The 23,900-nt window shown below is 47.4% G+C and carries 25 protein-coding genes; 13 read left to right on the top strand and 12 right to left on the bottom strand.

Annotated elements, in window-relative coordinates:
* The first annotated feature begins 3 nt into the window (after window positions 1-3).
* Both sicP and sptP read left to right on the top strand, forming a co-directional pair.
* The gene (gene sicP / locus ACH0WD_RS03525; RefSeq protein WP_001147852.1) at window positions 4-396 is read left to right on the top strand and encodes a chaperone SicP; all 393 of its coding nucleotides are present in this window, start codon (window positions 4-6) and stop codon (window positions 394-396) included.
* Window positions 383-2,014: an SPI-1 type III secretion system effector GTPase-activating protein SptP gene (gene sptP / locus ACH0WD_RS03520; protein WP_000922304.1), complete on the top strand. Its 1,632-nt coding sequence runs from the start codon at window positions 383-385 to the stop codon at window positions 2,012-2,014. Before sicP ends, sptP begins: the two co-directional genes overlap by 14 nt.
* Before the next feature lie 53 nt (window positions 2,015-2,067).
* On the opposite strand, the gene iagB is transcribed toward sptP, so the two are convergent.
* From iagB to hilD, 3 genes are all read right to left on the bottom strand, one after another.
* Window positions 2,068-2,550, bottom strand: coding sequence for an SPI-1 type III secretion system invasion protein IagB (iagB, locus tag ACH0WD_RS03515; protein WP_000558928.1), 483 nt, complete (start codon window positions 2,548-2,550; stop codon window positions 2,068-2,070).
* Between the two features lie 17 nt (window positions 2,551-2,567).
* Entirely contained in the window at window positions 2,568-4,229 is a 1,662-nt protein-coding gene (hilA, locus tag ACH0WD_RS03510; protein ID WP_001120085.1) for a transcriptional regulator HilA, read from the bottom strand.
* Window positions 4,230-5,317: 1,088 nt separating this feature from the next.
* Complete coding sequence (hilD, locus tag ACH0WD_RS03505) at window positions 5,318-6,247, bottom strand: transcriptional regulator HilD (protein ID WP_000432699.1); 930 nt, start codon at window positions 6,245-6,247, stop codon at window positions 5,318-5,320.
* A 315-nt stretch (window positions 6,248-6,562) separates the two neighbouring features.
* Here hilD and prgH point away from each other — a divergent pair, with 315 nt between their 5' ends.
* From prgH to avrA, 10 genes are all read left to right on the top strand, one after another.
* Window positions 6,563-7,741, top strand: a complete 1,179-nt coding sequence (prgH, locus tag ACH0WD_RS03500; protein WP_000450196.1) for a type III secretion system inner membrane ring protein PrgH — start codon at window positions 6,563-6,565, stop codon at window positions 7,739-7,741.
* A 24-nt stretch (window positions 7,742-7,765) separates the two neighbouring features.
* On the top strand, window positions 7,766-8,008 hold the full coding sequence (locus ACH0WD_RS03495) for a type III secretion system needle complex protein (protein WP_001143298.1): 243 nt from the start codon (window positions 7,766-7,768) through the stop codon (window positions 8,006-8,008).
* Window positions 8,009-8,026: 18 nt separating this feature from the next.
* Complete coding sequence (prgJ, locus tag ACH0WD_RS03490; RefSeq protein WP_000020431.1) at window positions 8,027-8,332, top strand: type III secretion system inner rod protein PrgJ; 306 nt, start codon at window positions 8,027-8,029, stop codon at window positions 8,330-8,332.
* Window positions 8,329-9,087, top strand: coding sequence for a type III secretion system inner membrane ring lipoprotein PrgK (gene prgK / locus ACH0WD_RS03485; protein ID WP_000621239.1), 759 nt, complete (start codon window positions 8,329-8,331; stop codon window positions 9,085-9,087). The genes prgJ and prgK overlap by 4 nt, the downstream gene beginning before the upstream one ends.
* Window positions 9,059-9,658: an oxygen-regulated invasion protein OrgA gene (orgA, locus tag ACH0WD_RS03480; RefSeq protein WP_001591231.1), complete on the top strand. Its 600-nt coding sequence runs from the start codon at window positions 9,059-9,061 to the stop codon at window positions 9,656-9,658. Before prgK ends, orgA begins: the two co-directional genes overlap by 29 nt.
* Window positions 9,615-10,286: a type III secretion system linker protein OrgB gene (gene orgB, locus ACH0WD_RS03475; RefSeq protein ID WP_000916655.1), complete on the top strand. Its 672-nt coding sequence runs from the start codon at window positions 9,615-9,617 to the stop codon at window positions 10,284-10,286. Before orgA ends, orgB begins: the two co-directional genes overlap by 44 nt.
* 15 nt (window positions 10,287-10,301) lie before the next feature.
* Window positions 10,302-10,754, top strand: a complete 453-nt coding sequence (locus ACH0WD_RS03470) for a type III secretion system effector protein OrgC (protein ID WP_000612178.1) — start codon at window positions 10,302-10,304, stop codon at window positions 10,752-10,754.
* 345 nt (window positions 10,755-11,099) lie between these two features.
* Window positions 11,100-11,987, top strand: a complete 888-nt coding sequence (gene hilC / locus ACH0WD_RS03465) for an invasion transcriptional regulator HilC (RefSeq protein WP_006683694.1) — start codon at window positions 11,100-11,102, stop codon at window positions 11,985-11,987.
* A 384-nt stretch (window positions 11,988-12,371) separates the two neighbouring features.
* The gene (gene sprB / locus ACH0WD_RS03460; protein ID WP_001246658.1) at window positions 12,372-13,127 is read left to right on the top strand and encodes a transcriptional regulator SprB; all 756 of its coding nucleotides are present in this window, start codon (window positions 12,372-12,374) and stop codon (window positions 13,125-13,127) included.
* A gap of 160 nt (window positions 13,128-13,287) precedes the next feature.
* The gene (gene avrA / locus ACH0WD_RS03455) at window positions 13,288-14,196 is read left to right on the top strand and encodes a type III secretion system YopJ family effector AvrA (RefSeq protein ID WP_023785403.1); all 909 of its coding nucleotides are present in this window, start codon (window positions 13,288-13,290) and stop codon (window positions 14,194-14,196) included.
* Window positions 14,197-14,294: 98 nt separating this feature from the next.
* Here the strand turns inward: avrA and sitD are convergent, their stop codons facing one another.
* The 4 genes from sitD to sitA are packed head-to-tail and all read right to left on the bottom strand — an operon-like array spanning window position 14,295 to window position 17,726.
* Window positions 14,295-15,143: an iron/manganese ABC transporter permease subunit SitD gene (gene sitD, locus ACH0WD_RS03450; RefSeq protein WP_000480208.1), complete on the bottom strand. Its 849-nt coding sequence runs from the start codon at window positions 15,141-15,143 to the stop codon at window positions 14,295-14,297.
* The gene (gene sitC, locus ACH0WD_RS03445; RefSeq protein ID WP_001104329.1) at window positions 15,134-15,994 is read right to left on the bottom strand and encodes an iron/manganese ABC transporter permease subunit SitC; all 861 of its coding nucleotides are present in this window, start codon (window positions 15,992-15,994) and stop codon (window positions 15,134-15,136) included. The genes sitD and sitC overlap by 10 nt, the downstream gene beginning before the upstream one ends.
* Window positions 15,991-16,812 carry an iron/manganese ABC transporter ATP-binding protein SitB gene (gene sitB / locus ACH0WD_RS03440; RefSeq protein WP_000083150.1) on the bottom strand — a complete coding sequence of 274 codons (822 nt, stop codon included), beginning with the start codon at window positions 16,810-16,812 and terminating at the stop codon, window positions 15,991-15,993. Before sitB ends, sitC begins: the two co-directional genes overlap by 4 nt.
* A complete protein-coding gene (gene sitA, locus ACH0WD_RS03435) occupies window positions 16,809-17,726 on the bottom strand; it encodes an iron/manganese ABC transporter substrate-binding protein SitA (protein ID WP_000182931.1) in 918 nt (305 codons plus the stop codon). Before sitA ends, sitB begins: the two co-directional genes overlap by 4 nt.
* Window positions 17,727-17,907: 181 nt before the next feature.
* Here sitA and ACH0WD_RS03430 point away from each other — a divergent pair, with 181 nt between their 5' ends.
* Window positions 17,908-18,252, top strand: coding sequence for a nitrous oxide-stimulated promoter family protein (locus ACH0WD_RS03430; RefSeq protein ID WP_001117944.1), 345 nt, complete (start codon window positions 17,908-17,910; stop codon window positions 18,250-18,252).
* A gap of 61 nt (window positions 18,253-18,313) precedes the next feature.
* Here the strand turns inward: ACH0WD_RS03430 and flhA are convergent, their stop codons facing one another.
* From flhA to hypB, 5 genes are all read right to left on the bottom strand, one after another.
* Window positions 18,314-20,392 (bottom strand): formate hydrogenlyase transcriptional activator FlhA, encoded by a 2,079-nt coding sequence (gene flhA, locus ACH0WD_RS03425; RefSeq protein ID WP_000122682.1) that lies wholly within the window; start codon window positions 20,390-20,392, stop codon window positions 18,314-18,316.
* Between the two features lie 218 nt (window positions 20,393-20,610).
* Window positions 20,611-21,621 (bottom strand): hydrogenase expression/formation protein HypE, encoded by a 1,011-nt coding sequence (hypE, locus tag ACH0WD_RS03420; protein WP_001059953.1) that lies wholly within the window; start codon window positions 21,619-21,621, stop codon window positions 20,611-20,613.
* Complete coding sequence (gene hypD / locus ACH0WD_RS03415) at window positions 21,618-22,739, bottom strand: hydrogenase formation protein HypD (protein ID WP_001212956.1); 1,122 nt, start codon at window positions 22,737-22,739, stop codon at window positions 21,618-21,620. Before hypD ends, hypE begins: the two co-directional genes overlap by 4 nt.
* Window positions 22,739-23,011, bottom strand: coding sequence for a hydrogenase 3 maturation protein HypC (gene hypC, locus ACH0WD_RS03410; protein ID WP_000334871.1), 273 nt, complete (start codon window positions 23,009-23,011; stop codon window positions 22,739-22,741). The genes hypD and hypC overlap by 1 nt, the downstream gene beginning before the upstream one ends.
* A complete protein-coding gene (hypB, locus tag ACH0WD_RS03405) occupies window positions 23,002-23,874 on the bottom strand; it encodes a hydrogenase nickel incorporation protein HypB (RefSeq protein WP_000337636.1) in 873 nt (290 codons plus the stop codon). Before hypB ends, hypC begins: the two co-directional genes overlap by 10 nt.
* Window positions 23,875-23,900: the final 26 nt, after the last annotated feature.

The raw sequence follows: 23,900 nt of genomic DNA, 5'->3' as shown, positions 1-23,900 counted from the left end.
AAATTGCAAGCACACCAGGATATTATCGCTAATATTGGTGAGAAATTGGGTTTACCGCTCACTTTTGACGACAACAATCAGTGCTTATTACTACTCGATAGCGATATTTTTACGTCTATTGAAGCTAAAGATGATATCTGGTTATTGAACGGTATGATTATACCGTTATCGCCTGTTTGTGGCGATTCTATCTGGCGGCAGATTATGGTGATTAATGGTGAACTGGCTGCGAATAATGAAGGTACGTTAGCGTATATTGATGCCGCAGAGACGTTGTTGCTTATACATGCAATTACCGATCTGACAAATACTTACCATATTATATCGCAGCTTGAGTCATTTGTGAATCAGCAGGAAGCGCTCAAAAACATACTGCAGGAATATGCTAAAGTATGAGGAGAGAAAATTGAATAATTTAACGTTGTCTTCGTTTTCAAAAGTTGGTGTGTCGAATGATGCCCGACTTTATATTGCTAAGGAAAATACTGATAAGGCATATGTTGCGCCTGAAAAATTTTCGTCAAAAGTATTAACCTGGCTTGGAAAAATGCCGTTATTTAAAAACACTGAAGTGGTGCAAAAACATACGGAAAATATCAGAGTACAGGACCAAAAGATTTTACAGACATTTCTCCATGCACTAACGGAAAAATATGGGGAAACAGCGGTTAATGACGCACTGTTAATGTCCCGTATAAATATGAACAAACCCCTTACCCAACGTTTAGCAGTGCAGATCACGGAGTGTGTAAAAGCTGCTGACGAAGGGTTTATAAACCTTATTAATATCAAGGATAATGTTGGTGTCAGGAATGCCGCTTTAGTCATAAAAGGCGGCGATACAAAAGTGGCAGAAAAAAATAACGATGTTGGAGCAGAAAGTAAGCAACCTTTACTTGATATCGCGCTAAAGGGACTTAAAAGAACATTACCGCAACTGGAACAAATGGATGGAAATAGCCTGCGAGAAAACTTCCAGGAGATGGCTTCAGGTAACGGCCCGCTGCGTTCATTAATGACGAATTTACAGAATTTAAATAAAATTCCAGAGGCTAAACAACTTAATGATTATGTTACAACGTTAACAAATATTCAGGTCGGTGTAGCCCGGTTCTCACAATGGGGAACCTGTGGAGGAGAGGTTGAGAGGTGGATTGATAAAGCCTCTACTCATGAATTAACCCAGGCTGTAAAAAAAATTCACGTTATTGCTAAAGAACTGAAAAACGTTACAGCTGAACTTGAGAAAATAGAAGCCGGCGCGCCAATGCCACAGACGATGAGCGGACCGACACTGGGCCTGGCACGGTTTGCGGTCAGCAGCATTCCAATTAATCAGCAAACCCAGGTGAAACTGAGCGATGGAATGCCTGTGCCAGTGAATACGTTAACTTTTGACGGTAAGCCTGTGGCATTAGCCGGTTCGTACCCAAAAAATACGCCGGATGCGCTGGAAGCGCATATGAAAATGCTTCTTGAAAAAGAATGCTCGTGCCTGGTGGTGTTAACGTCGGAAGATCAGATGCAGGCAAAACAATTACCACCCTATTTCAGAGGGAGCTACACCTTTGGCGAGGTGCATACCAACAGCCAAAAAGTGAGCTCAGCCAGTCAGGGAGGTGCGGTAGACCAATACAATATGCAACTGTCCTGCGGAGAAAAGCAGTATACAATCCCGGTATTACATGTCAAAAATTGGCCAGATCACCAGCCGTTACCGTCTACTAATCAGTTAGAATACCTGGCGGATATTGTGAAAAATAGTAACCAAAATGGCGCGCCGGGACGTAGTTCATCAGATAAGCATTTACCGATGATTCATTGTCTGGGCGGAGTGGGTAGAACCGGAACGATGGCGGCGGCCCTTGTACTTAAGGATAATCCTCATAGTAATCTGGAGCAGGTACGTGCAGATTTCCGGGATTCACGGAACAATAGAATGCTGGAAGACGCCTCACAGTTTGTACAACTAAAAGCAATGCAAGCCCAGCTGCTTATGACGACGGCAAGCTGATAAAAATATAGCTTACTTTTAGAACTATCTGAAAGTAAGCTATTTCTGTATAATTATTTGTTTGCCGCGATAGAAAGTCTTTTGTTTTTCTCTTCTGCTGACATCCCTTTTAATTTTCTGTAATTCTCCCAAATTTTTTTAGCATAACGTTTCCTTATATCCGATCGTTTCGGTGACGTCCCGGCATTATAAGCGCCAACGGCCTCCCAGCTATAACCGTAGATTTTCATCATATCTGATAAAATGGATGCGCCCACAATGACAGAAATGCAGGGGTCCTGTAACAACTGTTTTTCACTAATCCCCATTTTTTTCAGCCTTTTCATATGGAAGCTGTTAATTTGCATCAGGCCAAGATCGGTTGAACCATCTCGGTTATGACCAATGGCGCCAGGTTTCATCGCCGATTCCTGCTGGGCGATAGCGTAAAGTAGTTCGGATTCAATATTGAACATTTTTTCAGCCTGAAGCCAGCAATCAGCCCATGCTGTATTTATGCTAAGCAACCAGATTACGATGATAAAAAAATAATGCATATCTCCTCTCTCAGATTTTACCGTAATTTAATCAAGCGGGGATCCTGTTTCCATCTTTTGAACCAAATATTGTCTTCGTTTTTAAATTTATTCCACATTTTCTCGGCAATAGCTTCGCCGTGGGCAACCAGCACTAACGGTAATAATCCCGGATTATTATCAATACGCTGTTCGCTTTCCAGAAACTCTCTTATCGTCGGTAAGGCACGCTCACTATTCTGACAGTATTCAGCATAAAGAAGATTAACAGCAATAAGCCCTGTTATTTCCTGCGTGGATATTTCTTTAGTTAATTTTCGTGCCAGTTCATGTTTACCTTTAAGCGAAAGGAACATAACCTGCATACTTAATAATATTGGATTATCCTGCAAGTGTTGTGAGCGTAATTCATCGCCTAAACGTATAGCATCATCAATACCGGTATGATAATAGGTAATCCACAGCTTAGTGATCCCTGCGGCTGCGCGCGTTGGGTCCAATTTTAAACACTCGTTAATCGTTTGTAAGGCCTCCTCCAACTGACCAGCCATGAAGAGATTCCAGCCATAATAATATTTAATATCTGCAGAAATGGGCGAAAGTAAGTTAGCTTGTTTGAATAGCAAACTCCCGACGATGTATTCTGAATGAATCGTATTAATTAGCCCCAGTAATCCTAAAGCTTGTGGATTATTGTGGTCCAGCTCTGTCGCCTTAATCGCATGTTCTTTAGCTTTGATCATAGCGTTTTGTTTATCAAAAATCCCCATTTGCGCCATGCTGAGGTAGCATTCTGCCAGCGCACAGTAAGGCGCAATGCTGTTTGGCGACATGTTGACGCATTGAGTCAGCAATTTAAGCGCTTGCTGTAAGCTATAGGGGGTGTATTGATTTAACTCATGCTTACCGCGTAAGTAAACCATAGTGCTGTCAATCGAATTTAGCTCGCTAATCTGCTTTGTGTCCCAGCGAAGCCCGGGAATACATCTGAGCAAAAGATTCGCAATTTTGTTTTGCAAGAGAGAAGCGGGTTGGTGTTCTATCAACTTAATGCTTTCCTGGTGCAGCAGGTGATAACCTTTAACCCGAACTATCTCGATCTGTACAATATTATCATTACCATCAGGTATCATCTGCCCGGAGATATAATAATCGGGGCGTAATTGATCCATGAGCTCAAGTATATCCTTAACACTGCGGCAGTTCTTCGTAATGGTCACCGGCAGCACGCTCAGGCCAAAGGGCGCATACTGCGATAATCCCTTCACGATAGAGTAATGCAAACTCTCGGATTGAACCTGATCCTGCATCTGAAAAGGAAGTATCGCCAATGTATGAGTCGTAGGTTGCGGCGCTGGCGGAGACACCACTACGACCGGACGATTAAACCGATAGCCCTGTCCGTACAGTGTTTCAATGTAACGATGCTCTTTATCTTCCGACAGAATACGTCGTAAGGCATAAATACAGCGGGTAAGAGATTCTTCGTTAACTTCCGCGTCGCCCCATACCTGGTCCAGTAAGGTGTTTTTACTCACAATCTCGCCGGCGGCTTCGAGCAGGATGACCAGAACAGCATATTCTTTTGGCGGAATATTGACTTTCTTTTCTGAGCGTAGCAGGGAGCCGTCCATGTTGAGTATGAAATCATCAAAGACGAATTTTTTATTCGATACAGGAACAGGATTAAAATGTGGCATGATAATAGTGTATTCTCTTACAGGGTGAAAAGTTATAATAGCTAATACAAGTCGTTAGGATAGAATCTACTGTTTCAGTAATTCTGCTGTTAGTACTAACGGTCAGGTTGAGCTTTTATTATGAGCTTAATGTCATATTCTACGGGCTCGGGTTTATATGTTTTTAACATTTGATTATTTAGCTTATGCCTGTGCTTTAAATAACTGACATGTTGGTAATAATATTGTTATAACTAACCGTGATTATCGAATGGACGCTGTCGTATATCCTGGAGCAGAGAGTCAGCGCCGGGCATCTAAATATTTACATATTTAACTTGGCCTCATTGCAATAGAGATTAGTTTTGTAGCTATCTTACTGCATTTTTGGGAGGTGTAAATGCTGCTTATTATATCTTCATGGTTAATGGTCTGATAATTACACCATCAGAACCATTTTTCTCGAAGATTTCCACTAAATGACCATTCGTTGAAAGTTTAAGAGTATAATTTGTCTTAGGTTCCAAAATATAAATGAAAGACTGTTTTTAATGGTGCGCTTATTTTTGTATTTTTTTGCAAAATAATGATATCGTCTTTTCTTTACTCCCTTCAGCTATAGCGTCAAAAAGGCAGGGGGTTTATGAGCAGTATCATCCTCAGGCTGGCCCCCAGGCATTATATCGATATCAGGAGGAAGAGAAGAGGTATGCCTGGCAGAAAGCTAACAAGCGTGACTGTTTCGGTGTAGACCGTTCAGGCAAATAGTTCTCAGAGGGAACGGATGATGTATAAATATGAATAAAATGCCGGCCTTAATCCACAGGGTTAAAGCCGGAAGGAGATAGTGTCATCTGGACGAATTCTTACGCTGTGAATAAGGCAATATCGGTTTACCAGTCATCATAGCGATGACAAGTTCACAAAAATCGTTTATATAATCAGCCTTACTTTAAATTACCAGAGATATCAGTATAAGCTGTCTTCCGGACAGAACAATGATGTTGAATAGCCTCCCATCCTGATAAAGCGTGTTAATGCGCAGTCTGAATTTTAAATTATTACAATTTTAATAAAAATCTTTACTTGAGTGACAGATACAAAAAATGTTAATGGTTCGCCATTTTTATGAATGTCGATGGCGTAGTTTTAAAATATTTTTTGAAACATTGAATGAAGTAGGACGTGCTGTCATAACCACATTTTAATGCTACAGCATTAACATTATGGTTGCCTATGCGTAAAAGTTTTGCTGCCTGATTCATTCTTGCCGATAAGTAGATGTCGCTAAAGCTGGTACCTTCTTCTGCAAGTTTCCGTTTGAGCGTTGACGTACTCATAAATATATGATCGGCAACATCCGTAAGCTTCCACTGTCTACTGGGTGACGAAGATATAATGTTGTAAACGCGCTCCTTTAACGTTATCTGAGCCGAGCTAAGGATGATCTCATAACTCTCCGGGAGTCGGAGAAAAGCAGTAAGCAGGAACAGCAGAAAATAAGGAATTAACTCTTCATTTTCAATACAACTCTTGTTGTTACAGTTACTGCAACCTTTGCTTGTATCCTTCGTACAGGAGAACGCCGTTTTCAGATGTTCAAATACCTCTCTTCTGGCAGGAAAGTCAGGCGTATAGAAGATTTTCTGCGCTTTCTCTGTGGGTACCGCCATTTTTGTTTGCTGCTCGTTTGGGATAAGTGCATAGAGAGCGCCAAGTCGTTGCGTCGGTATCTCGAGTATATCGAAATCCATGTGGCCATTGACCTCTTCAAGCGTCACGTTAACTACCTGCTCTTTTTTGAGCACCAACATCCCAGGTTCGTCACAGTAAATCGTATCGTGATTATTGCTAATCGTCAGTTTACCGCTCCGAAAGCAAACTAAAGTGAAACTGCTTACATAAAGATTTTTGATGGTAACCTGCTGAGTCTGACTTTTAATTTGCTGCCGGGTATTTGTCAAAAGTGATTTTAATTTCTGTAAGTTATCTGCGGCAGGACGCTGATGACTATTACTTACAAAGGTTACATTTTCCATATTATCCCTTTGTTGATGTTATTTTAATGTTCCTTACTGGTATCCTACTGAAAAAATCTGAGTTGTAAATGCTCTTTATTAGCGTGTGTTGGCAATGGTCTGATTGTTACACCAAAAGAACCCAAATTTGGGTAATTTATCTACAGTAGTTTAAGCCCCAATGGGGATGATGGTTCTTTTAATATGTGTTGAGACGCATTATACAGAATAAATTGATTTTATTTCTCACTTTTCATTCTATTTTCATCAGGAATCCCTGTGTCCTGTGCGGTAATCTGCTGCTATCGAGAACGACAGACATCGCTAACAGTATATATGGAAACATCAAAAGAGAAGACGATAACAAGCCCAGGGCCATACATAGTTCGATTACTTAACAGCTCACTGAACGGCTGTGAGTTTCCATTGCTGACAGGCCGAACACTCTTTGTGGTAGGTCAGAGTGATGCGCTCACTGCTTCAGGCCAACTCCCTGATATACCTGCCGATAGCTTTTTTATCCCGCTGGACCATGGCGGAGTAAATTTTGAAATCCAGGTGGATACGGATGCGACCGAAATTATACTCCATGAGCTGAAAGAAGGAAATTCTGAATCTCGTTCGGTGCAATTAAATACGCCAATACAGGTCGGTGAATTGCTTATCCTGATTCGCCCGGAAAGCGAGCCGTGGGTGCCCGAGCAGCCTGAGAAGTTAGAAACGTCTGCAAAAAAGAACGAGCCGCGTTTTAAAAACGGAATTGTAGCCGCACTGGCCGGGTTTTTTATATTGGGAATTGGGACGGTGGGGACGTTATGGATACTTAACTCGCCGCAGCGGCAGGCCGCAGAGCTCGATTCGTTATTGGGGCAGGAGAAGGAGCGCTTTCAGGTGTTGCCAGGACGGGACAAAATGCTCTATGTCGCTGCGCAAAATGAAAGAGATACGCTGTGGGCTCGTCAGGTTTTAGCGAGGGGCGATTATGATAAAAATGCGCGAGTGATTAACGAAAACGAAGAAAATAAGCGTATCTCTACCTGGCTGGATACCTATTATCCGCAGCTGGCTTATTATCGGCTTCATTTCGATGAGCCGCGTAAACCCGTTTTCTGGCTAAGCCGCCAGCGAAACACGATGAGCAAGAAAGAGCTCGAGGTGTTAAGTCAAAAGCTGAGAGCGCTAATGCCTTACGCGGATTCGGTTAACATCACGTTGATGGACGATGTTACCGCCGCAGGCCAGGCGGAAGCGGGGCTAAAACAGCAGGCGTTACCTTATTCCCGCAGGAATCATAAGGGGGGCGTAACGTTTGTTATTCAGGGGGCGCTCGATGATGTAGAAATACTCAGAGCTCGTCAATTTGTCGATAGCTATTACCGCACATGGGGAGGACGCTATGTGCAGTTTGCGATCGAATTAAAAGATGACTGGCTCAAGGGGCGCTCATTTCAGTACGGGGCGGAAGGTTATATCAAAATGAGCCCAGGCCATTGGTATTTCCCAAGCCCACTTTAATTTAACGCAAATAAGGAAGTCATTATGCCAACATCTTGGTCAGGCTATCTGGATGAAGTTTCTGCAAAATTTGATAAGGGCGTTGATGATCTACAAACGCAGGTAACAGAGGCGCTGGATAAATTAGCAGCAAAACCCTCCGATCCGGCGCTACTGGCGGCGTATCAGAGTAAGCTCTCGGAATATAACTTGTACCGTAACGCGCAATCGAACACGGTAAAAGTCTTTAAGGATATTGATGCTGCCATTATTCAGAACTTCCGTTAATCAGTTATAAGGTGGATTATGTCGATTGCAACTATTGTCCCAGAGAATGCCGTTATAGGGCAGGCGGTCAATATCAGGTCTATGGAGACGGACATTGTCTCGCTGGATGACCGGCTACTCCAGGCTTTTTCTGGTTCGGCGATTGCCACGGCTGTGGATAAACAGACGATTACCAACAGGATTGAGGACCCTAATCTGGTGACGGATCCTAAAGAGCTGGCTATTTCGCAAGAGATGATTTCAGATTATAACCTGTATGTTTCTATGGTAAGTACCCTTACTCGTAAAGGAGTCGGGGCTGTTGAAACGCTATTACGCTCATGATTCGTCGATATCTATATACCTTTCTGCTGGTAATGACCCTTGCCGGCTGTAAGGATAAGGATCTTTTAAAAGGACTGGACCAGGAACAGGCTAATGAGGTCATTGCCGTTCTGCAAATGCACAATATAGAGGCGAATAAAATTGATAGCGGAAAATTGGGCTATAGCATTACCGTTGCTGAGCCTGATTTTACCGCTGCGGTGTACTGGATTAAAACTTATCAGCTTCCTCCCCGGCCACGGGTGGAAATAGCGCAGATGTTCCCGGCGGATTCGCTGGTATCGTCTCCGCGAGCTGAAAAGGCCAGGTTATATTCGGCTATTGAACAGCGACTGGAACAGTCATTACAGACGATGGAGGGCGTGCTCTCCGCCAGGGTCCATATTAGTTATGATATTGATGCTGGTGAAAATGGCCGCCCGCCAAAACCTGTTCATCTGTCGGCATTAGCCGTATATGAACGAGGTTCGCCGCTTGCGCATCAGATCAGCGATATCAAGCGTTTCTTAAAGAATAGTTTTGCCGATGTGGATTATGACAACATTTCTGTTGTGTTGTCAGAACGTTCTGATGCCCAATTACAGGCTCCCGGCACACCAGTAAAACGTAATTCTTTTGCAACCAGTTGGATTGTGTTGATTATTTTGTTATCCGTGATGTCAGCAGGCTTTGGCGTCTGGTATTACAAAAACCATTATGCCCGCAATAAGAAAGGCATAACGACTGATGATAAGGCGAAATCGTCAAATGAATAGGCAGCCATTACCCATTATCTGGCAAAGAATCATTTTTGATCCGTTATCGTATATCCATCCTCAGCGGTTGCAGATAGCGCCGGAAATGATTGTCAGACCCGCCGCCAGGGCGGCGGCAAATGAGTTAATACTGGCGGCATGGCGGCTTAAGAACGGAGAAAAGGAGTGTATTCAAAACTCACTGACGCAGCTGTGGCTGCGTCAGTGGCGCCGACTGCCGCAAGTAGCGTATTTACTCGGTTGCCATAAACTGAGAGCCGATCTGGCAAGGCAGGGAGCCTTGCTTGGCCTGCCGGATTGGGCGCAAGCATTTTTGGCAATGCATCAGGGAACAAGTTTATCTGTCTGCAATAAGGCGCCGAATCACCGGTTTTTACTTAGCGTCGGGTATGCACAGTTAAATGCCCTGAATGAATTTTTACCTGAATCTTTAGCACAGCGTTTTCCTTTGCTTTTTCCTCCATTTATTGAGGAGGCATCGAAGCAGGATGCTGTAGAAATGTCAATTTTGCTACTGGCCTTACAATATGCTCAAAAATATCCCAATTCCGTCCCCGCTTTCGCCTGTTGAGGGGATACTGATAAAGCGTAAAACGCTGGAACGTTATTTCTCTATTGAAAGATTAGAACAGCAGGCGCATCAACGGGCTAAGCGTATTTTGCGAGAGGCGGAAGAAGAGGCAAAGACCTTGCGGATGTACGCCTATCAGGAAGGTTACGAGCAGGGAATGATAGACGCGTTACAACAGGTCGCCGCTTATCTTACTGATAATCAGACAATGGCCTGGAAGTGGATGGAAAAAATACAGATTTATGCCCGCGAGTTATTTTCAGCTGCGGTCGACCATCCCGAAACGCTTTTAACCGTCCTGGATGAGTGGCTAAGGGATTTCGATAAGCCTGAGGGGCAACTTTTTTTAACACTACCAGTTAACGCGAAAAAAGATCACCAAAAACTGATGGTGTTGCTTATGGAGAACTGGCCAGGCACTTTTAATCTTAAATATCATCAGGAACAGCGCTTTATCATGAGTTGCGGCGATCAGATCGCAGAATTTTCACCTGAACAATTTGTTGAAACGGCAGTAGGCGTCATTAAGCATCATCTTGATGAACTTCCACAAGACTGCCGGACGATTTCTGATAACGCCATTAACGCACTTATTGATGAATGGAAGACAAAAACGCAAGCATTGTAAAATGGAGGTTATAAGGTGATACCGGGTACGATTCCGACTTCTTATTTGGTCCCGACAGCGGATACTGAAGCGACGGGTGTGGTTTCGTTGAGTGCCAGGGCCGCTATGCTGAATAATGTGGATAGCGCGCCTTTAAGCAATGGCGGCGACGTTGATCTTTATGATGCATTCTACCAACGACTTTTGGCGCTTCCTGAGTCAGCCTCTTCTGAAACGCTTAAAGATAGCATTTATCAAGAGATGAATGCCTTCAAAGATCCGAAAAGTGGTGATTCGGCTTTTGTTTCTTTTGAGCAGCAAACGGCTATGCTACAAAACATGTTAGCAAAAGTTGAATCGGGCACTCATTTATATGAGGCTTTAAACGGGGTATTAGTTGGTACAATGAATGCGCAGTCACAAATGACCTCCTGGATGCAGGAGATTATTTTATCGGGCGGGGAAAACAAAGAGGCAATTGACTGGTGAACCCCCCATTGCTGGCGATTTGTGATAAGGTATGGTGTATATATTAGCAAATAATGCAGAAAATGCACCATGCCAGTGTATCTATCTTATTGATGTATATGGATTATTAAGGTATCTACCAGGCGTTTTATTCTGAAATGATTATATTAATATTGTAAGCTTCCATTACAAAATTGTGCATAAAGTTTGTAAGAGTATCTTTTTGTGACGAAATGAACGCGCGTTGGAATGTAATTATTGGCTATAATAATAAAAAAATCGGATTTAAATCATCTCTGTGAGTTTTAATTATTTGTTTATAAGAATATAACGATTTTGAGTTCCTTATAGCACACAGGATAAAATATGGTATTGCCTTCAATGAATAAATCAGTTGAGGCCATTAGCAATAATCACCTTCAACAGCCGAACAAATTTCCATTAATAAATGGATTAGCTGACGTAAGAGACTATTATGTCGCAAACTGCTTATTATTTAAACTTAATAAAGGCAGTTTGCGAATTGAAAACGAATTTGGGGAGTTTATCGAACAATCTGCGCCGTGTTTATTTTTATTGGAAAAAGATCAAACAATCACTCTTAGTATGAGCGAAATAGAAGGGCATATTGATTTTTCTTCACTGGAAGTTTCCTATGACTTAATGCAAAAATTCTACAAAGTTTTTTACAGTACAAGAAACTATAATGATCGAGAGCTATCATTAAAAACGAAACCAAAGTATTTTTTTCATGCGGACTTGTTGCCCGGGATGAGTGATACTTTTGACTCTATTTTGCATGGTGTGGCATGTCCACGGGTTTGTAGTAATGTGAGTATTGATGATCATGATTATTCATATTTCTCATTGATGTATCTTATATCGGCATTTGTACGTAAGCCCGGTGGGTTTGATTTCCTTGAGCGAGCAATAAAAATTACGACAAAAGAGAAAGTTTATAACATTATTATCAGCGATCTCACCCGCAAATGGTCACAGGCTGAGGTGGCAGGAAAGCTGTTTATGAGCGTATCAAGTCTGAAGCGAAAACTGGCCGCTGAAGAGGTGAGTTTTAGCAAAATATACCTGGATGCTCGTATGAATCAGGCTATAAAATTATTACGTATGGGGGCTGGATATATTTCACAAGTCGCGACGATGTGTGGCTATGATACGCCTTCTTATTTTATCGCTATTTTTAAACGGCATTTTAAGATTACACCGCTTAGCTTTATGCGTACAATGAACCATTGATTTGTGAAATTATTTTAAACGTTACTATCTGTCTCCGTTACAGATACCAAATATTTTTTTAATCGTAGTGTATATTTCAGTATCGCTACACCAGTGATATGTAGTTAATGAAAGGGAATCGAAAGCGTTCATTGTCAGACATACATGGCCACCAGGCGCCGGGCAATCGTTGTACTCTAAGAGATTACAGTAAAGTAAAACAGCAAATTTAATCATTATCAGATTTGTAAAAGGAATTCATTTCGGTAACGACATTGCGCATGTAATAACGTATCTGGTCTTATTACCTTTGTAGTAAGAAGGCGTTATCTACTTGCGCAGTAGTCGCCCAGGAAGAAAAATCATTACCGAAGCTGTGGTCAGTTTTCAAAAAAGGATAAATAAATGAGAAATGTAATTATATACGGTATTAACTGGACTAATTGTTATGCCCTTCAGTCTATTTTTAAGCAAAAATATCCGGAAAAGTGCGTTAAAACGTGTAACTCATTAACTGCACTTTTGCATTCCCTATCCGATATGCCGGACGCCGGGCTGATTTTAGCTTTGAACCCGCATGAGCATGTTTATCTTTTTCATGCGTTGCTGACGCGGTTGCAGAACCGTAAAGTTTTGGTAGTGGCAGATCGCTTGTATTATATCGATCGCTGTGTGCTGCAATATTTTGGCGTTATGGATTATGTTTTAAAAGACGAACTATCCTGCGCTATCCGCTCGGATCGAGAGAAGCTACGTCTTCCGGAAGCCTGGCTGCGTTTCTGCCACAGGCCACAAAAGAAAACCGTGGCTGCTACGTATGCTTTTAATGCCGGCGAGACGCCGGAAGAAGTATTGTTTAATATCAATCAATACGCCTGGTGGAATCTACCTCCCGGCGTCACTCAGGCGAAATATGCGCTGCTGATATTATTATCCTCCGGACATCCGGCAATTGAACTGGCGAAAAAATTTGGTCTGGGAACAAAAACCGTTAGTATTTATCGTAAGAAGGTTATGTATCGTTTGGGGATGGACTCTTCACCGCTATCGCTGTTCCGGGGACTGAAACTAGACGCGCATTTACAGCGCACTGCTTTTGCACATAACCCTGGTGTACCTGACGATAATTGCGCGTTACCGATTGCAGTAGGAATGAATTAAAATATTTTTTATCATTTATGACCATGTGTTGAGCTTTTATTATAAAAAAGATTTTTTGAGTAGTAATTCTTATATATAATCATCCGGAGGTGGTTGGTAGCCTGGCTCAATCATTGAGGCATATTTTTGCAGGCAATATATTGAATCTGAAAAGTTAAAGATGATATTTTCGGTGCAGGAGCTATCATGTGGAGGGAAAAGTATGCTAAGTCCTACGACTCGTAATATGGGGGCGAGTTTATCGCCTCAGCCTGACGTCAGCGGGGAGCTAAACACCGAAGCATTGACCTGTATTGTTGAGCGTCTGGAAAGTGAAATTATAGATGGCAGCTGGATTCATATCAGTTACGAGGAAACCGATCTCGAAATGATGCCTTTTCTTGTTGCACAGGCCAATAAGAAGTATCCAGAGTTAAATCTTAAATTTGTTATGTCAGTCCATGAGCTTGTTTCCTCTATAAAGGAGACCAGAATGGAAGGCGTTGAATCTGCCCGATTTCTCGTAAATATGGGAAGTTCAGGTATCCATATTTCAGTCGTCGATTTTAGAGTTATGGACGGAAAGACATCGGTGATTTTGTTCGAACCAGCAGCGTGTAGCGCTTTTGGACCTGCTTTACTGGCGTTGAGGACCAAAGCAGCTCTTGAACGTGAACAACTGCCTGATTGTTATTTTGCTATGGTCGAGCTGGACATTCAACGAAGCTCTTCTGAATGTGGTATTTTTAGCCTGGCGCTCGCCAAAAAACTTCAGCTTGAATTTATGAACTTAGTAAAAATTCATGAAGATAATATTTGTGAACGTCTGTGTGGTGAAGAACCTTTTCTCCCGTCTGATAAAGCAGACCGTTATCTGCCGGTGAGTTTTTACAAACATACTCAAGGCGTACAACGATTAAATGAATATGTGCAGGCCAATCCGGCGGCGGGAAGCAGTATAGTAAACAAAAAGAATGAAACGCTTTATGAGCGATTCGATAACAATGCCGTTATGCTAAACGATAAAAAACTCTCTATATCCGCTCATAAAAAAAGGATAGCTGAATATAAGTCTTTGCTTAAACCGTAATGAAATTATGAGGTTGCCTGCCAGAGGAAATCCTTCCAGCGCCATAAAACTACTCTATATTATGACCGTATGTTTCCTGAATAGCAGGCAAAAAAGTGTTAACCTTGCGCCTCTGGTACGATTTCATTACGCCTGTCGCGCCATGTTGCGTAAATAAATGCCGCAATAAACACGATGGCAAATAATACCACGATGGTCGGCGCTGGCGCGCTATCAAGATAAAAAGACAGATAGACGCCCGCAAAAGCGGTAATAACTGACAGACTCACCGCTAATCCCAGCGCGCGCGCAAAGCGTCGCGTCAGCAAAATGGCAATTGCGCCGGGGGCGATAAGTAGTGAGATTGACAGAATAATGCCCACCGATTTCAGCGTGGCGACGATAGTCAGCGCAATCATACATAGCAGGCCATAATGCAGTAGCGTGGTATTCAGCCCGCTGGCTTTCGCCTGGTGCGGGTCAAAAGCGTGTAGCAGGAGATCTTTCCATTTCAGCCCTATGATTAACGCAATACCCAGTGCAATAACTGACGTTTGTACGATATCCCCCAGCGATACGCCCAGCATATCCCCAAACAGGATGTGATCCAGATGCACTTCCGATTGAATAGAAACATAGAGCACCAGACCTGCGCCAAACATCCCGGAAAAGACGATGCCCATCACCGTATCACGTTTGATGCGGCTGTTATCGTCCAGATAGCCGGTCGCGATAGCGCAAAATAATCCGGCAATGAAGGCGCCAATCGCCAGGGGGATCCCCACAATATATGCCAGCACGACCCCGGGGAATACCGCATGACTCATTGCATCGCCCATTAACGCCCAGCCTTTTAACACTAAAAACACGGACAGTAAGGCGCAGGGAATCGCCACAATGACCGAAACCATAAGGGCGTTCACCATAAAATCAAACTGAAAGGGTTCCAGTAACGTTGTTAAGAACATGTCGGCTCCTTCTGCAGGCGGGCGCGTCGACGGTTGGCTAACAGACCGTGTTTCGGGGCGAAAATAAAGGCTGTGATGAACAGTAAGGTTTGCATGACGACAATAATTCCACCCGTGGCGCCATCCAGCCAGTAGCTAAGCCATGCGCCCAGAAAACTGGTCAGGCTGCCAATCACGACGGCAATCATGAGCAGACGTGGAAAACGGTCGGTGAGTAACCAGGCCGTCGCGCCCGGCGTGACGACGAGACAGATCACCAGGAACGCCCCAACGGTTTGCAGGGCCGCCACGGTGGAGACGGACAATAGAGTGAAAAACAACAGCTTTAGTCGACCCGGATTAAGCCCGATAGAACGCGCATGGGTCTCATCGAAAAAGACGACCATCAGATCTTTCCACTTTAACAGCAGAATCGTCAGCGAGACTGCGCCGATAATCGCCAGTTGCGCAATATCCGCTGGCGCGATCGCCAGCACGTTGCCGAGAATAATCGTCTGGATATTCACCGACATCGGATTGAGCGACACCATAAAAAGGCCGACGCCAAAAAAAGAGGAGAAGATAAGCCCGATAATCGCGTCTTCTTTCAGGCGTGAGCGTTGGTTAAGAAAGAGCATACTGCCTGCCGCCAGTCCGCCGGAAAGAAACGCGCCGAGCGAGAAGGGCAGCCCTAATATCCAGGCGCCAGCGACGCCAGGCACAATAGAGTGAGATAGCGCATCGCCAATGAGCGACCAGCCTTTGAGCATCAAATAGCAGGAGAGAAACGCGCACAGACCGCCCACCATCGCGGAGACCCACATCGCGTTGAGCATATACTGGTAGCCAAACGGCTCAACAAGCCAGTTCATGACGATTTTCCTCCGCTGGCCACGCGCCGGGAAATAAAGGGGCGCTCGTCATCGGTGATGATGTGCTCTTCACCTCCGCTTAGCGCGATATGACGTAGAACGCCGCTAAACGCCTGTTCCAGATTCGCGGCGGTAAACGTGGTTTCGGTAGGGCCGCTGGCCAGTACGGTTCCTTTAATCATTACCGTATAGTCGCAAAACTCGGTGACGGAGCCGAGATTATGCGTTGAGACCAGCATCGTGCGGCCTTCATCGCGCAGTTCCCGCAGTAGATCAATGATTCGCGCTTCGGTTTTTACATCCACGCCGGTAAAAGGTTCATCCAACAGGATTACCTGTCCATCCTGAGCGATGGCCCTGGCAAGAAACACACGTTTTTTCTGCCCGCCGGACAGTTCGCCAATCTGCCTGTGACGATATTCCTGCATATCCACCCGCGCCAGCGCGGCGTCAACACAGGCGTGATCATGCGCAGTGGGACGGCGTAGCCAGCCCATATGGCCGTAGCGTCCCATCATCACCACATCTTCTACCAGCACCGGAAATGACCAGTCCACTTCTTCCGATTGCGGAACATAAGCAATGAGGTTTTTTTTCAGCGCCTTGTTGACTGACTGTTGCAGGATAGTGATATCGCCGTGCGCAAGATGCACAAAGCCCATTAACGCTTTAAATAACGTAGACTTACCGGAACCATTTACGCCTACCAGCGCGGCGATTGAACCGCCTGGCACCTGAAAAGTGGCGTCTCGTAGGGCGGTATGACCGTTGCGATACGTCACCGTGACTTGATCAACGGTAATCGCAGATTGACTCATTGTTGACTCCTCAGTCCGTCGTTAATGCCGTTGACGATGGTTTCGGTCGTGACGCGCAGCAGATCCAGATAGGTTGGCACAGGGCCGTCAGCGGCGCTCAGAGAATCGACATACAGCACGCCGCCATAATGCGCGCCGGATTCACGCGCGACCTGACGGGCCGGTTTATCGGAAACCGTACTCTCGCTAAAGATGGCGGGAATATGGTGCTTTTTAATGGTATCAATCACTTTACGCACCTGTTTTGGCGTCCCCTGTTGATCGGCGTTAATTGGCCAGAGATAAAGCTCTTTCATGTCGTTATCGCGCGCCAGGTAAGAGAACGCGCCTTCACTGGTGACCAGCCAGCGCTGATCGGCGGGAATTTTTTCCAGCTCGGCACGCAACGGATCGGCCATCTGGCGAATTTTCGCTTTATAGCGTTCGGCATTTTGCTTATAGATCTGCGCATTATCCGGATCGTACTTCACCAGGGCGTCGCGAATGTTATCGACATAAATCAGCGCGTTTTCTGCCGACATCCAGGCGTGCGGGTTCGGTTTACCGTTATACGGGCCTTCGGTAATGCCCATCGGTTTGACGCCGGTAGAGACGACGACTTCCGGCACGCCGGAAAGGTGCTGATAAAAGCGGGCGAACCATCGCTCCAGGTTCAGACCATTCGCGAGGATAAGCTGTGCCCCCTGCGCTCGTTTAATATCGCCGGGCGTTGGCTGATACTCATGGATTTCAGCGCCGGGCTTGGTAATTGAGCTGACTTCCGCTGCGTCGCCCGCCACGTTTTTCGCCATGTCGGCAATAACGGTAAACGTGGTGATGACTTTAAATTTCTCTTTTGCATAGGCTGGCGATAGCGCGAGTATCGCAACAATACCGGCAAGCAGGAGTGTTTTCAGACGATGTAGATTCGTCATAGTATCCCTCGCAACAATGTGGTTAATTAATCATCGAATATAGCCTTTGCTATGTTATATAGCACAAGGCATGAATAAATGAAAATAATTCTTATTTGCGTAATGGCGACGATATGCAGTGATAGTGCTAAAGAGGGATAAGGTGTAAAATAAATACACCTTAATGTTCGGAGAGAGCACGATGCCTGGTAAACGTATCGCTCGTGAAAAACTGACGATCAAAAAAATGATCGCGCTGTATGAAAGCCAGTGCCCACAGGCGTCAGCGGTGCAGGGGCATTACGAGGCGCTGTTCGCCTACGCGCAAAAACGTCTTGATAAATGCGTATTTGGCGAGGAAAAACCCGCCTGTAAGCAGTGCCCGGTGCACTGCTATCAGCCGGCTAAACGCGAGGAGATGAAGCAGATTATGCGTTGGGCAGGTCCGCGAATGCTTTGGCGGCATCCTGTCCTGACCGTGCGGCACCTTATCGACGATAAGCGCCCCGTTCCGGAATTGCCGGAAAAATATCAGCGCAAGAAGTGAAGGGGAAGCGCCAGGCCTACGGCGCGCATCATCTCCTGGCCGGATCAGATCCGGCAACCCGTTACACTAACGCGTCTTTATCAATACCCAATCGCTTCATACGCGACAGCAGGGTGGTTCGTTTAAGCCCCAGACGCTGCGCCGCGCCTTTTGGTCCAGCCACTACGCCATTGGTCTCTTTCAGCACGCGTATAATAAGCTGATATTCATCTTCGCCTTCTTTGGCGCTTTCAGTCGCAACAGGCGAGGTATCGGGCGTTACGGCGGTAATATCCGGCAGCGACAGTTGTAGCACATTGCCGCGCGTCAGCAGCACGGCGCGCTCGACGACATTCTCCAGCTCGCGAACGTTCCCCGGCCATTCCATGCTGCTGAGCGTGCGCAGCGTTTCGGCGGGAATGCTGTCGATATTACGCCCCATTCGGCGGGCGATTTTGAAAGTGAACGCTTTGACCAGTAGTGGAATATCTTCCGGACGTTCGCGTAACGGAGGAAGTTGGATCGGAAAAACATTCAGCCGATAGTAGAGATCGTTACGGAATTCGCGATCGGCGACCATTTTTTTCAGATCGCGGTTAGTCGCGGCGATCAGCCGCACGTCGGTCTGGATCAGTTTATTGCTGCCGAGACGTTCAAACTCTTGCTCCTGAAGGACGCGCAGCAGCTTAGGCTGTAGCTCCAGCGGCATGTCGCCCACTTCATCCAGAAACAGCGAGCTTTTATCCGCCAGCTCGAAACGGCCAATCCGCTGCGCGCTGGCGCCGGTAAACGCGCCGCGCTCATGACCAAACAAATCGCTTTCCAGCAGCCCCGCCGGCATCGCGGCGCAGTTCATCTTTACCATCCTGCGCCCGCTACGTCCGCTCAGGTTGTGAATGGCGCGGGCAATCAACTCTTTACCGGTTCCCGTTTCGCCCAGAATCAGCACGGTACTGTCGCTCTGCGCCACCATCTCAACCTGCTTGAGCACGTTGTACATCGCTTCGCTGCGTCCGATGATCTCGCCAAACTCGCTGTCGACGTTATTAAGCTGCTCCGTGAGCGCCAGGTTTTCGTCGACCAGGCGTTCCTTCAGACGGTGGATTTCCTGATAGGCCAGCGCATTATCCACGGCAATGGCTACCCGTTCGGCAATCTGACGCAGCAGCTTGAGGTTGGCGGTGGTAAACACTTTTTCTTCGCACTGCGCCAGTTTGAGCACGCCAAGCATCGTCTTGCCGGACATCAACGGCAGCAGGCAAAGCGTCTGGATCTGATTGCCCCAGGTATCGAACAGCATGCGTTCGTAGGGGGCAAGCGGATCGCGTTCGTTGAGGTTGATAAGCAGCATCTCTTTACTTTTAAAGACGCGCTCCGTGAGCGTGCCAGCTTCGTCGACTTCGCTCTGTTCGTGCGCCGGATGATGCTCATCAAGGTAGTGGGTGGAGTAGATATTCAGCTTATTTTTGCGATGGCTGCGCAACACGATGCTGATTGCGTCGATATTGAAATAGTGGTGGATCTCTTTTGCGACTTCGCTTACCAGCTCATCAATATCCAGACGCGACAGGACGGCGTTGGTAATCGCAACCAGAATACGGAAGTTATCGCGTTCGCGGCACAACAGATCATAATCGACATTATTGTTTACCCGGTTTTGAATTTGCTCGGCGACCACGCCGACAATTTGGGTAAACGTATGCAGACGGTCATATTCCTTTTCACTCCAGGGGCGATCTTCCTGACGGATGAATTCGCAGCCGCCGAAAATACGGCCCTCCGCGGCTAAAGGAAGCAGACAGTAATGACCAAATTCAGGGTAGAGGCCGCTCGCGGCAAGCTGCGGCCAGGTTTCGGTAAACTCATGGAAATTACAGTGCAATGCATCGGGGCGAGAAAGGATGCGACGTACCGGGCCGTGCGCCAGTACGGTTTCATCTTCATATTCAACAGGACGGCCATTTTCTCGCGTCGCATAATATTGTGCGCGTTGCGACAGCGCCTGCCATAGCACAATGCCGGCGCTGTCGGCGAGCGCTGAACGCTTTACCAGTTGTGAAAGCGCTTCACTGAGCGACGCCAAATCGGGCTGCTGCAATAAGGTACGAGTGATATCGAACAAGCCTTGCTGTCCAAGATCGCTCATGGGTGTATACGACATGTTGCTTTTCCAGGAAAATACCGCAAAACGGTGCGAAAACGGTAAATGAATTATAGGTATAAGTCGTAAGTTATTGCCGGATGGCTGACCGCAAACTCGCTGGTCACACACTCCGTAGGCCTGATAAGCAAAGCGCCATCAGGCGTTAATGCAGCGTTAATGCCGGATGTCGACGCAAATGCGTCTTATCCGGCCTACAGTATGCTGCCAACAGGCTGCTAGCATATACGAGGTAATGGTTCGGCGTGTGGCAAATCAAGGGTTCGCTTCACGCCATAGAGTCCGGCTAAGCGAACGCCTTTGCGTTCCACGACTTCGCCAATCAGCGCTGCATCACGTCCCAGCGGATGCGCGCGTAATGCCGCCAACGCCCGATCTGCGGCCTGCCGTTCAACGGCAATCACCAGCTTTCCTTCGTTGGCAAAGTTCAGGGCATCCAGCCCCAACAGCTCGCAGACGCCGCGCACGGCAGGTTTGAGCGGTAGTGCGGATTCGGACAATTCAATACCGTAACCGCAGGACGCCGCAAACTCATGGGCGACCGCATTCACGCCGCCGCGCGTGGCGTCACGCAATGCCTTCACTCCGTCAATATGACGCAGCGTCTGAATAAGCGGCGTTAATACTGCGCAGTCGCTCGCCAGCTCGCCATCCAGTCCCAGTTGCTCACGCAGGTTGAGAATAGTGGCACCGTGATCGCCAAGCGTACCGCTGACTAACAGCACATCGCCAACGCTCAGCGTTTGCGCGCCCCAGCGAATATCGGCGGGAATCGCCCCCATGCCGGCAGTGTTGATAAATAATTTATCCGCCGCGCCGCGCTGCACAACTTTGGTGTCGCCGGTTACAATGGCGATATCCGCTTCCCGCGCGGTCGCCGCCATGCTATTGACCACGCTTTTTAACGTCTCCATCGGCAGCCCTTCTTCAAGGATAAAGCCGCAGGAGAGATAGCGGGGGATCGCGCCGCTCACCGCTACGTCGTTCGCCGTACCGCAAATCGCCAGTTTGCCGATATTGCCGCCGGGGAAAAAGAGCGGATCGATCACATAGCTATCGGTAGAAAACGCCAGACGGTCGCCCTCCGCCGTCAGTTGCGCCAGCTCCAGACGCGCCTGATCTTCTTGTTCCGCCAGCCACGGGTTGGCAAAGGCCTCCATAAACAGGCTATTAATCAACTGTTGCATAGCCTGGCCGCCGCTGCCGTGGGCGAGTTGTATATTGTTCAAACTTCACACTCCTGCTGACGATACTGATACCAGGCGGCGCATGCGCCTTCGGAAGAGACCATCAGCGCGCCGAACGCGGTCTCTGGATTACATGTTTTACCAAATAGCGGGCACTGATGCGGCTTGCATCTGCCGGTCAGCACTTCGCCGCAGCGGGCGCGCGGATCGTCATAGACCTGCTGTGGCGCTGGGCGGAAATGCGCTTCGGCGTCAAAGCGCTGATACTCTGGCGTCAGGTGGACGCCGGAGGATTCAATCACGCCCAGACCGCGCCACTCGCTATCGCCATTAACGCAGAACACATCGGCGATGGCCTGCTGCGCCAGCATGTTTCCGGCATCCGGCACCACGCGACGGTATTGGTTTTCAACCTGGCTTAGGGCCGCTATTTTCTGCTCAACCAGCATGACCACGCCTTGCAGTAGATCAAGCGGTTCGAATCCAGCCACCACCAGCGGGCGATTAAAATCGGCGGCGATAAACTGGTACGCCTCGGTGCCGATGACCATGCTGACGTGGCCTGGCGCAAGAAAGGCGTCAATGCCGTTGTCCGGCTGCTCCAGTAGGCTACGCAGCGTCGGGATCAGCGTAATGTGCTGGCAGAAAAAGTAGAAGTTTTGCACGTCACGCTGTTTTGCCTGCTGTAGCGTGATGGCGGTGGTCGGCATGGTGGTTTCAAAGCCCAGCCCGAAAAATACCACTTTGCGGGTCGGGTTATCCTGCGCCAGCTTCAGCGCGTCCATCGGAGAGTAAACAATACGCACATCCGCGCCGCGCGCTTTAGCCTGCAACAGAGAACCCTGTTTCCCCGGCACGCGCATGGCATCGCCAAAGGTGCAGAAAATCACCTCCGGATGGCTGGCGATTTCCACGCAACTGTCGATGCGTCCCATCGGCAGCACGCAGACCGGACAACCGGGGCCGTGAATAAACTCCACGTTTTCGGGCAGTAACTGATCGAGACCAAATTTAAAAATTGCGTGGGTATGACCCCCGCAGACTTCCATAATGCGCAACGGACGTTCGGCAGTGTAAGGAAGAAGGGCGGCGCGTTCACGCAGGTGTTCAATGAGCTGCATTACCTGTTCCGGCGCACGGTACTCGTCAACAAAACGCATTATCTCTCCTCACCATACAGCAGTGCGCCGACGTCCGGCTCAACATCAAACATATTTTGTAGCGCGTCGAGCGTGTCGCGCGCTTCCGCTTCGTTAATGACGCTCATGGCGAATCCGACATGAACCAGCACCCACTGACCCAGACGCGGCTGACCGTTTTCATCACAACTGCCGACTAATGTGAGATCGACGTCGCGCTGAATGCCGCAGACGTCAACTTTTGCCTGATTGCCGTCAATGGCGCGGATTTGACCCGGAACGCCTATGCACATCGCTGCGCCTCCAGCCAGGCCAGCCACTGATCCATGCCTTCGCCGCTGGTGGCGGAAATCAGGATAATTTCAATCTCCGGGTTCACTTCACGCGCGCTGGCGATGCACTTCTCAACGTCAAAATTGAGGTAGGGCAGCAGATCGACTTTATTGAGCAGCATGAGCGACGCAGCGGCAAACATATGGGGATATTTCAGCGGCTTATCTTCACCTTCGGTCACGGAAAGCACTGCGACTTTATGCTTTTCGCCCAGATCGAAGCTGGCCGGGCAGACAAGATTACCGACGTTTTCGATAAACAGAATACCATGGTCATCCAGCGGCAGGCGCGGCGCGGCGTCGGCGATCATTTGCGCGTCAAGATGGCAGCCTTTACCGGTGTTGACCTGAATGGCGGGCGTGCCGGTAGCACGGATGCGGGCGGCGTCGTTCACTGTCTGCTGGTCGCCTTCAATCACCGCGCACGGTACACGGTCTTTCAATTTCATCAGCGTTTCGGTCAGCAGGGTGGTTTTACCGGACCCGGGGCTGGACACCAGGTTGAGCACCAGTTGCTGGCGGGCGGCGAAACGGGCGCGGTTGCGCTCAGCCAGACGATTATTTTTGTCCAGCACGTCGATTTCAACCTCCAGCATCCGCCGCTGACTCATACCAGGCGCGTGGGTTCCGGCTTCGCCGTGGCCGTAATGCAGATCGCCTTCTGCGGTCTGACTTGGGGCAAAGTCAGGCGTTTTAATGCCGGTAATATTCAGCGCCGGGCGAGCCGCTGGGGCAAAGGGCGCGCTACGAAACGCTGAGTGCGGATTATGTTCATCGCCTTCTATATAAAGGTTGCCTTCAGCGCAACCGCAAGTCGTACACATCGCTTACTCCTGATCTTTTTCTTGTT

This window comes from Salmonella sp. 2020_1395, assembly GCF_043848115.1.
GTDB classification, from domain to species: Bacteria; Pseudomonadota; Gammaproteobacteria; order Enterobacterales; family Enterobacteriaceae; genus Salmonella; species Salmonella enterica.
Note: the sequence above shows the minus strand (reverse complement) of the source record. Positions and strands in the feature narration are given on the sequence as shown.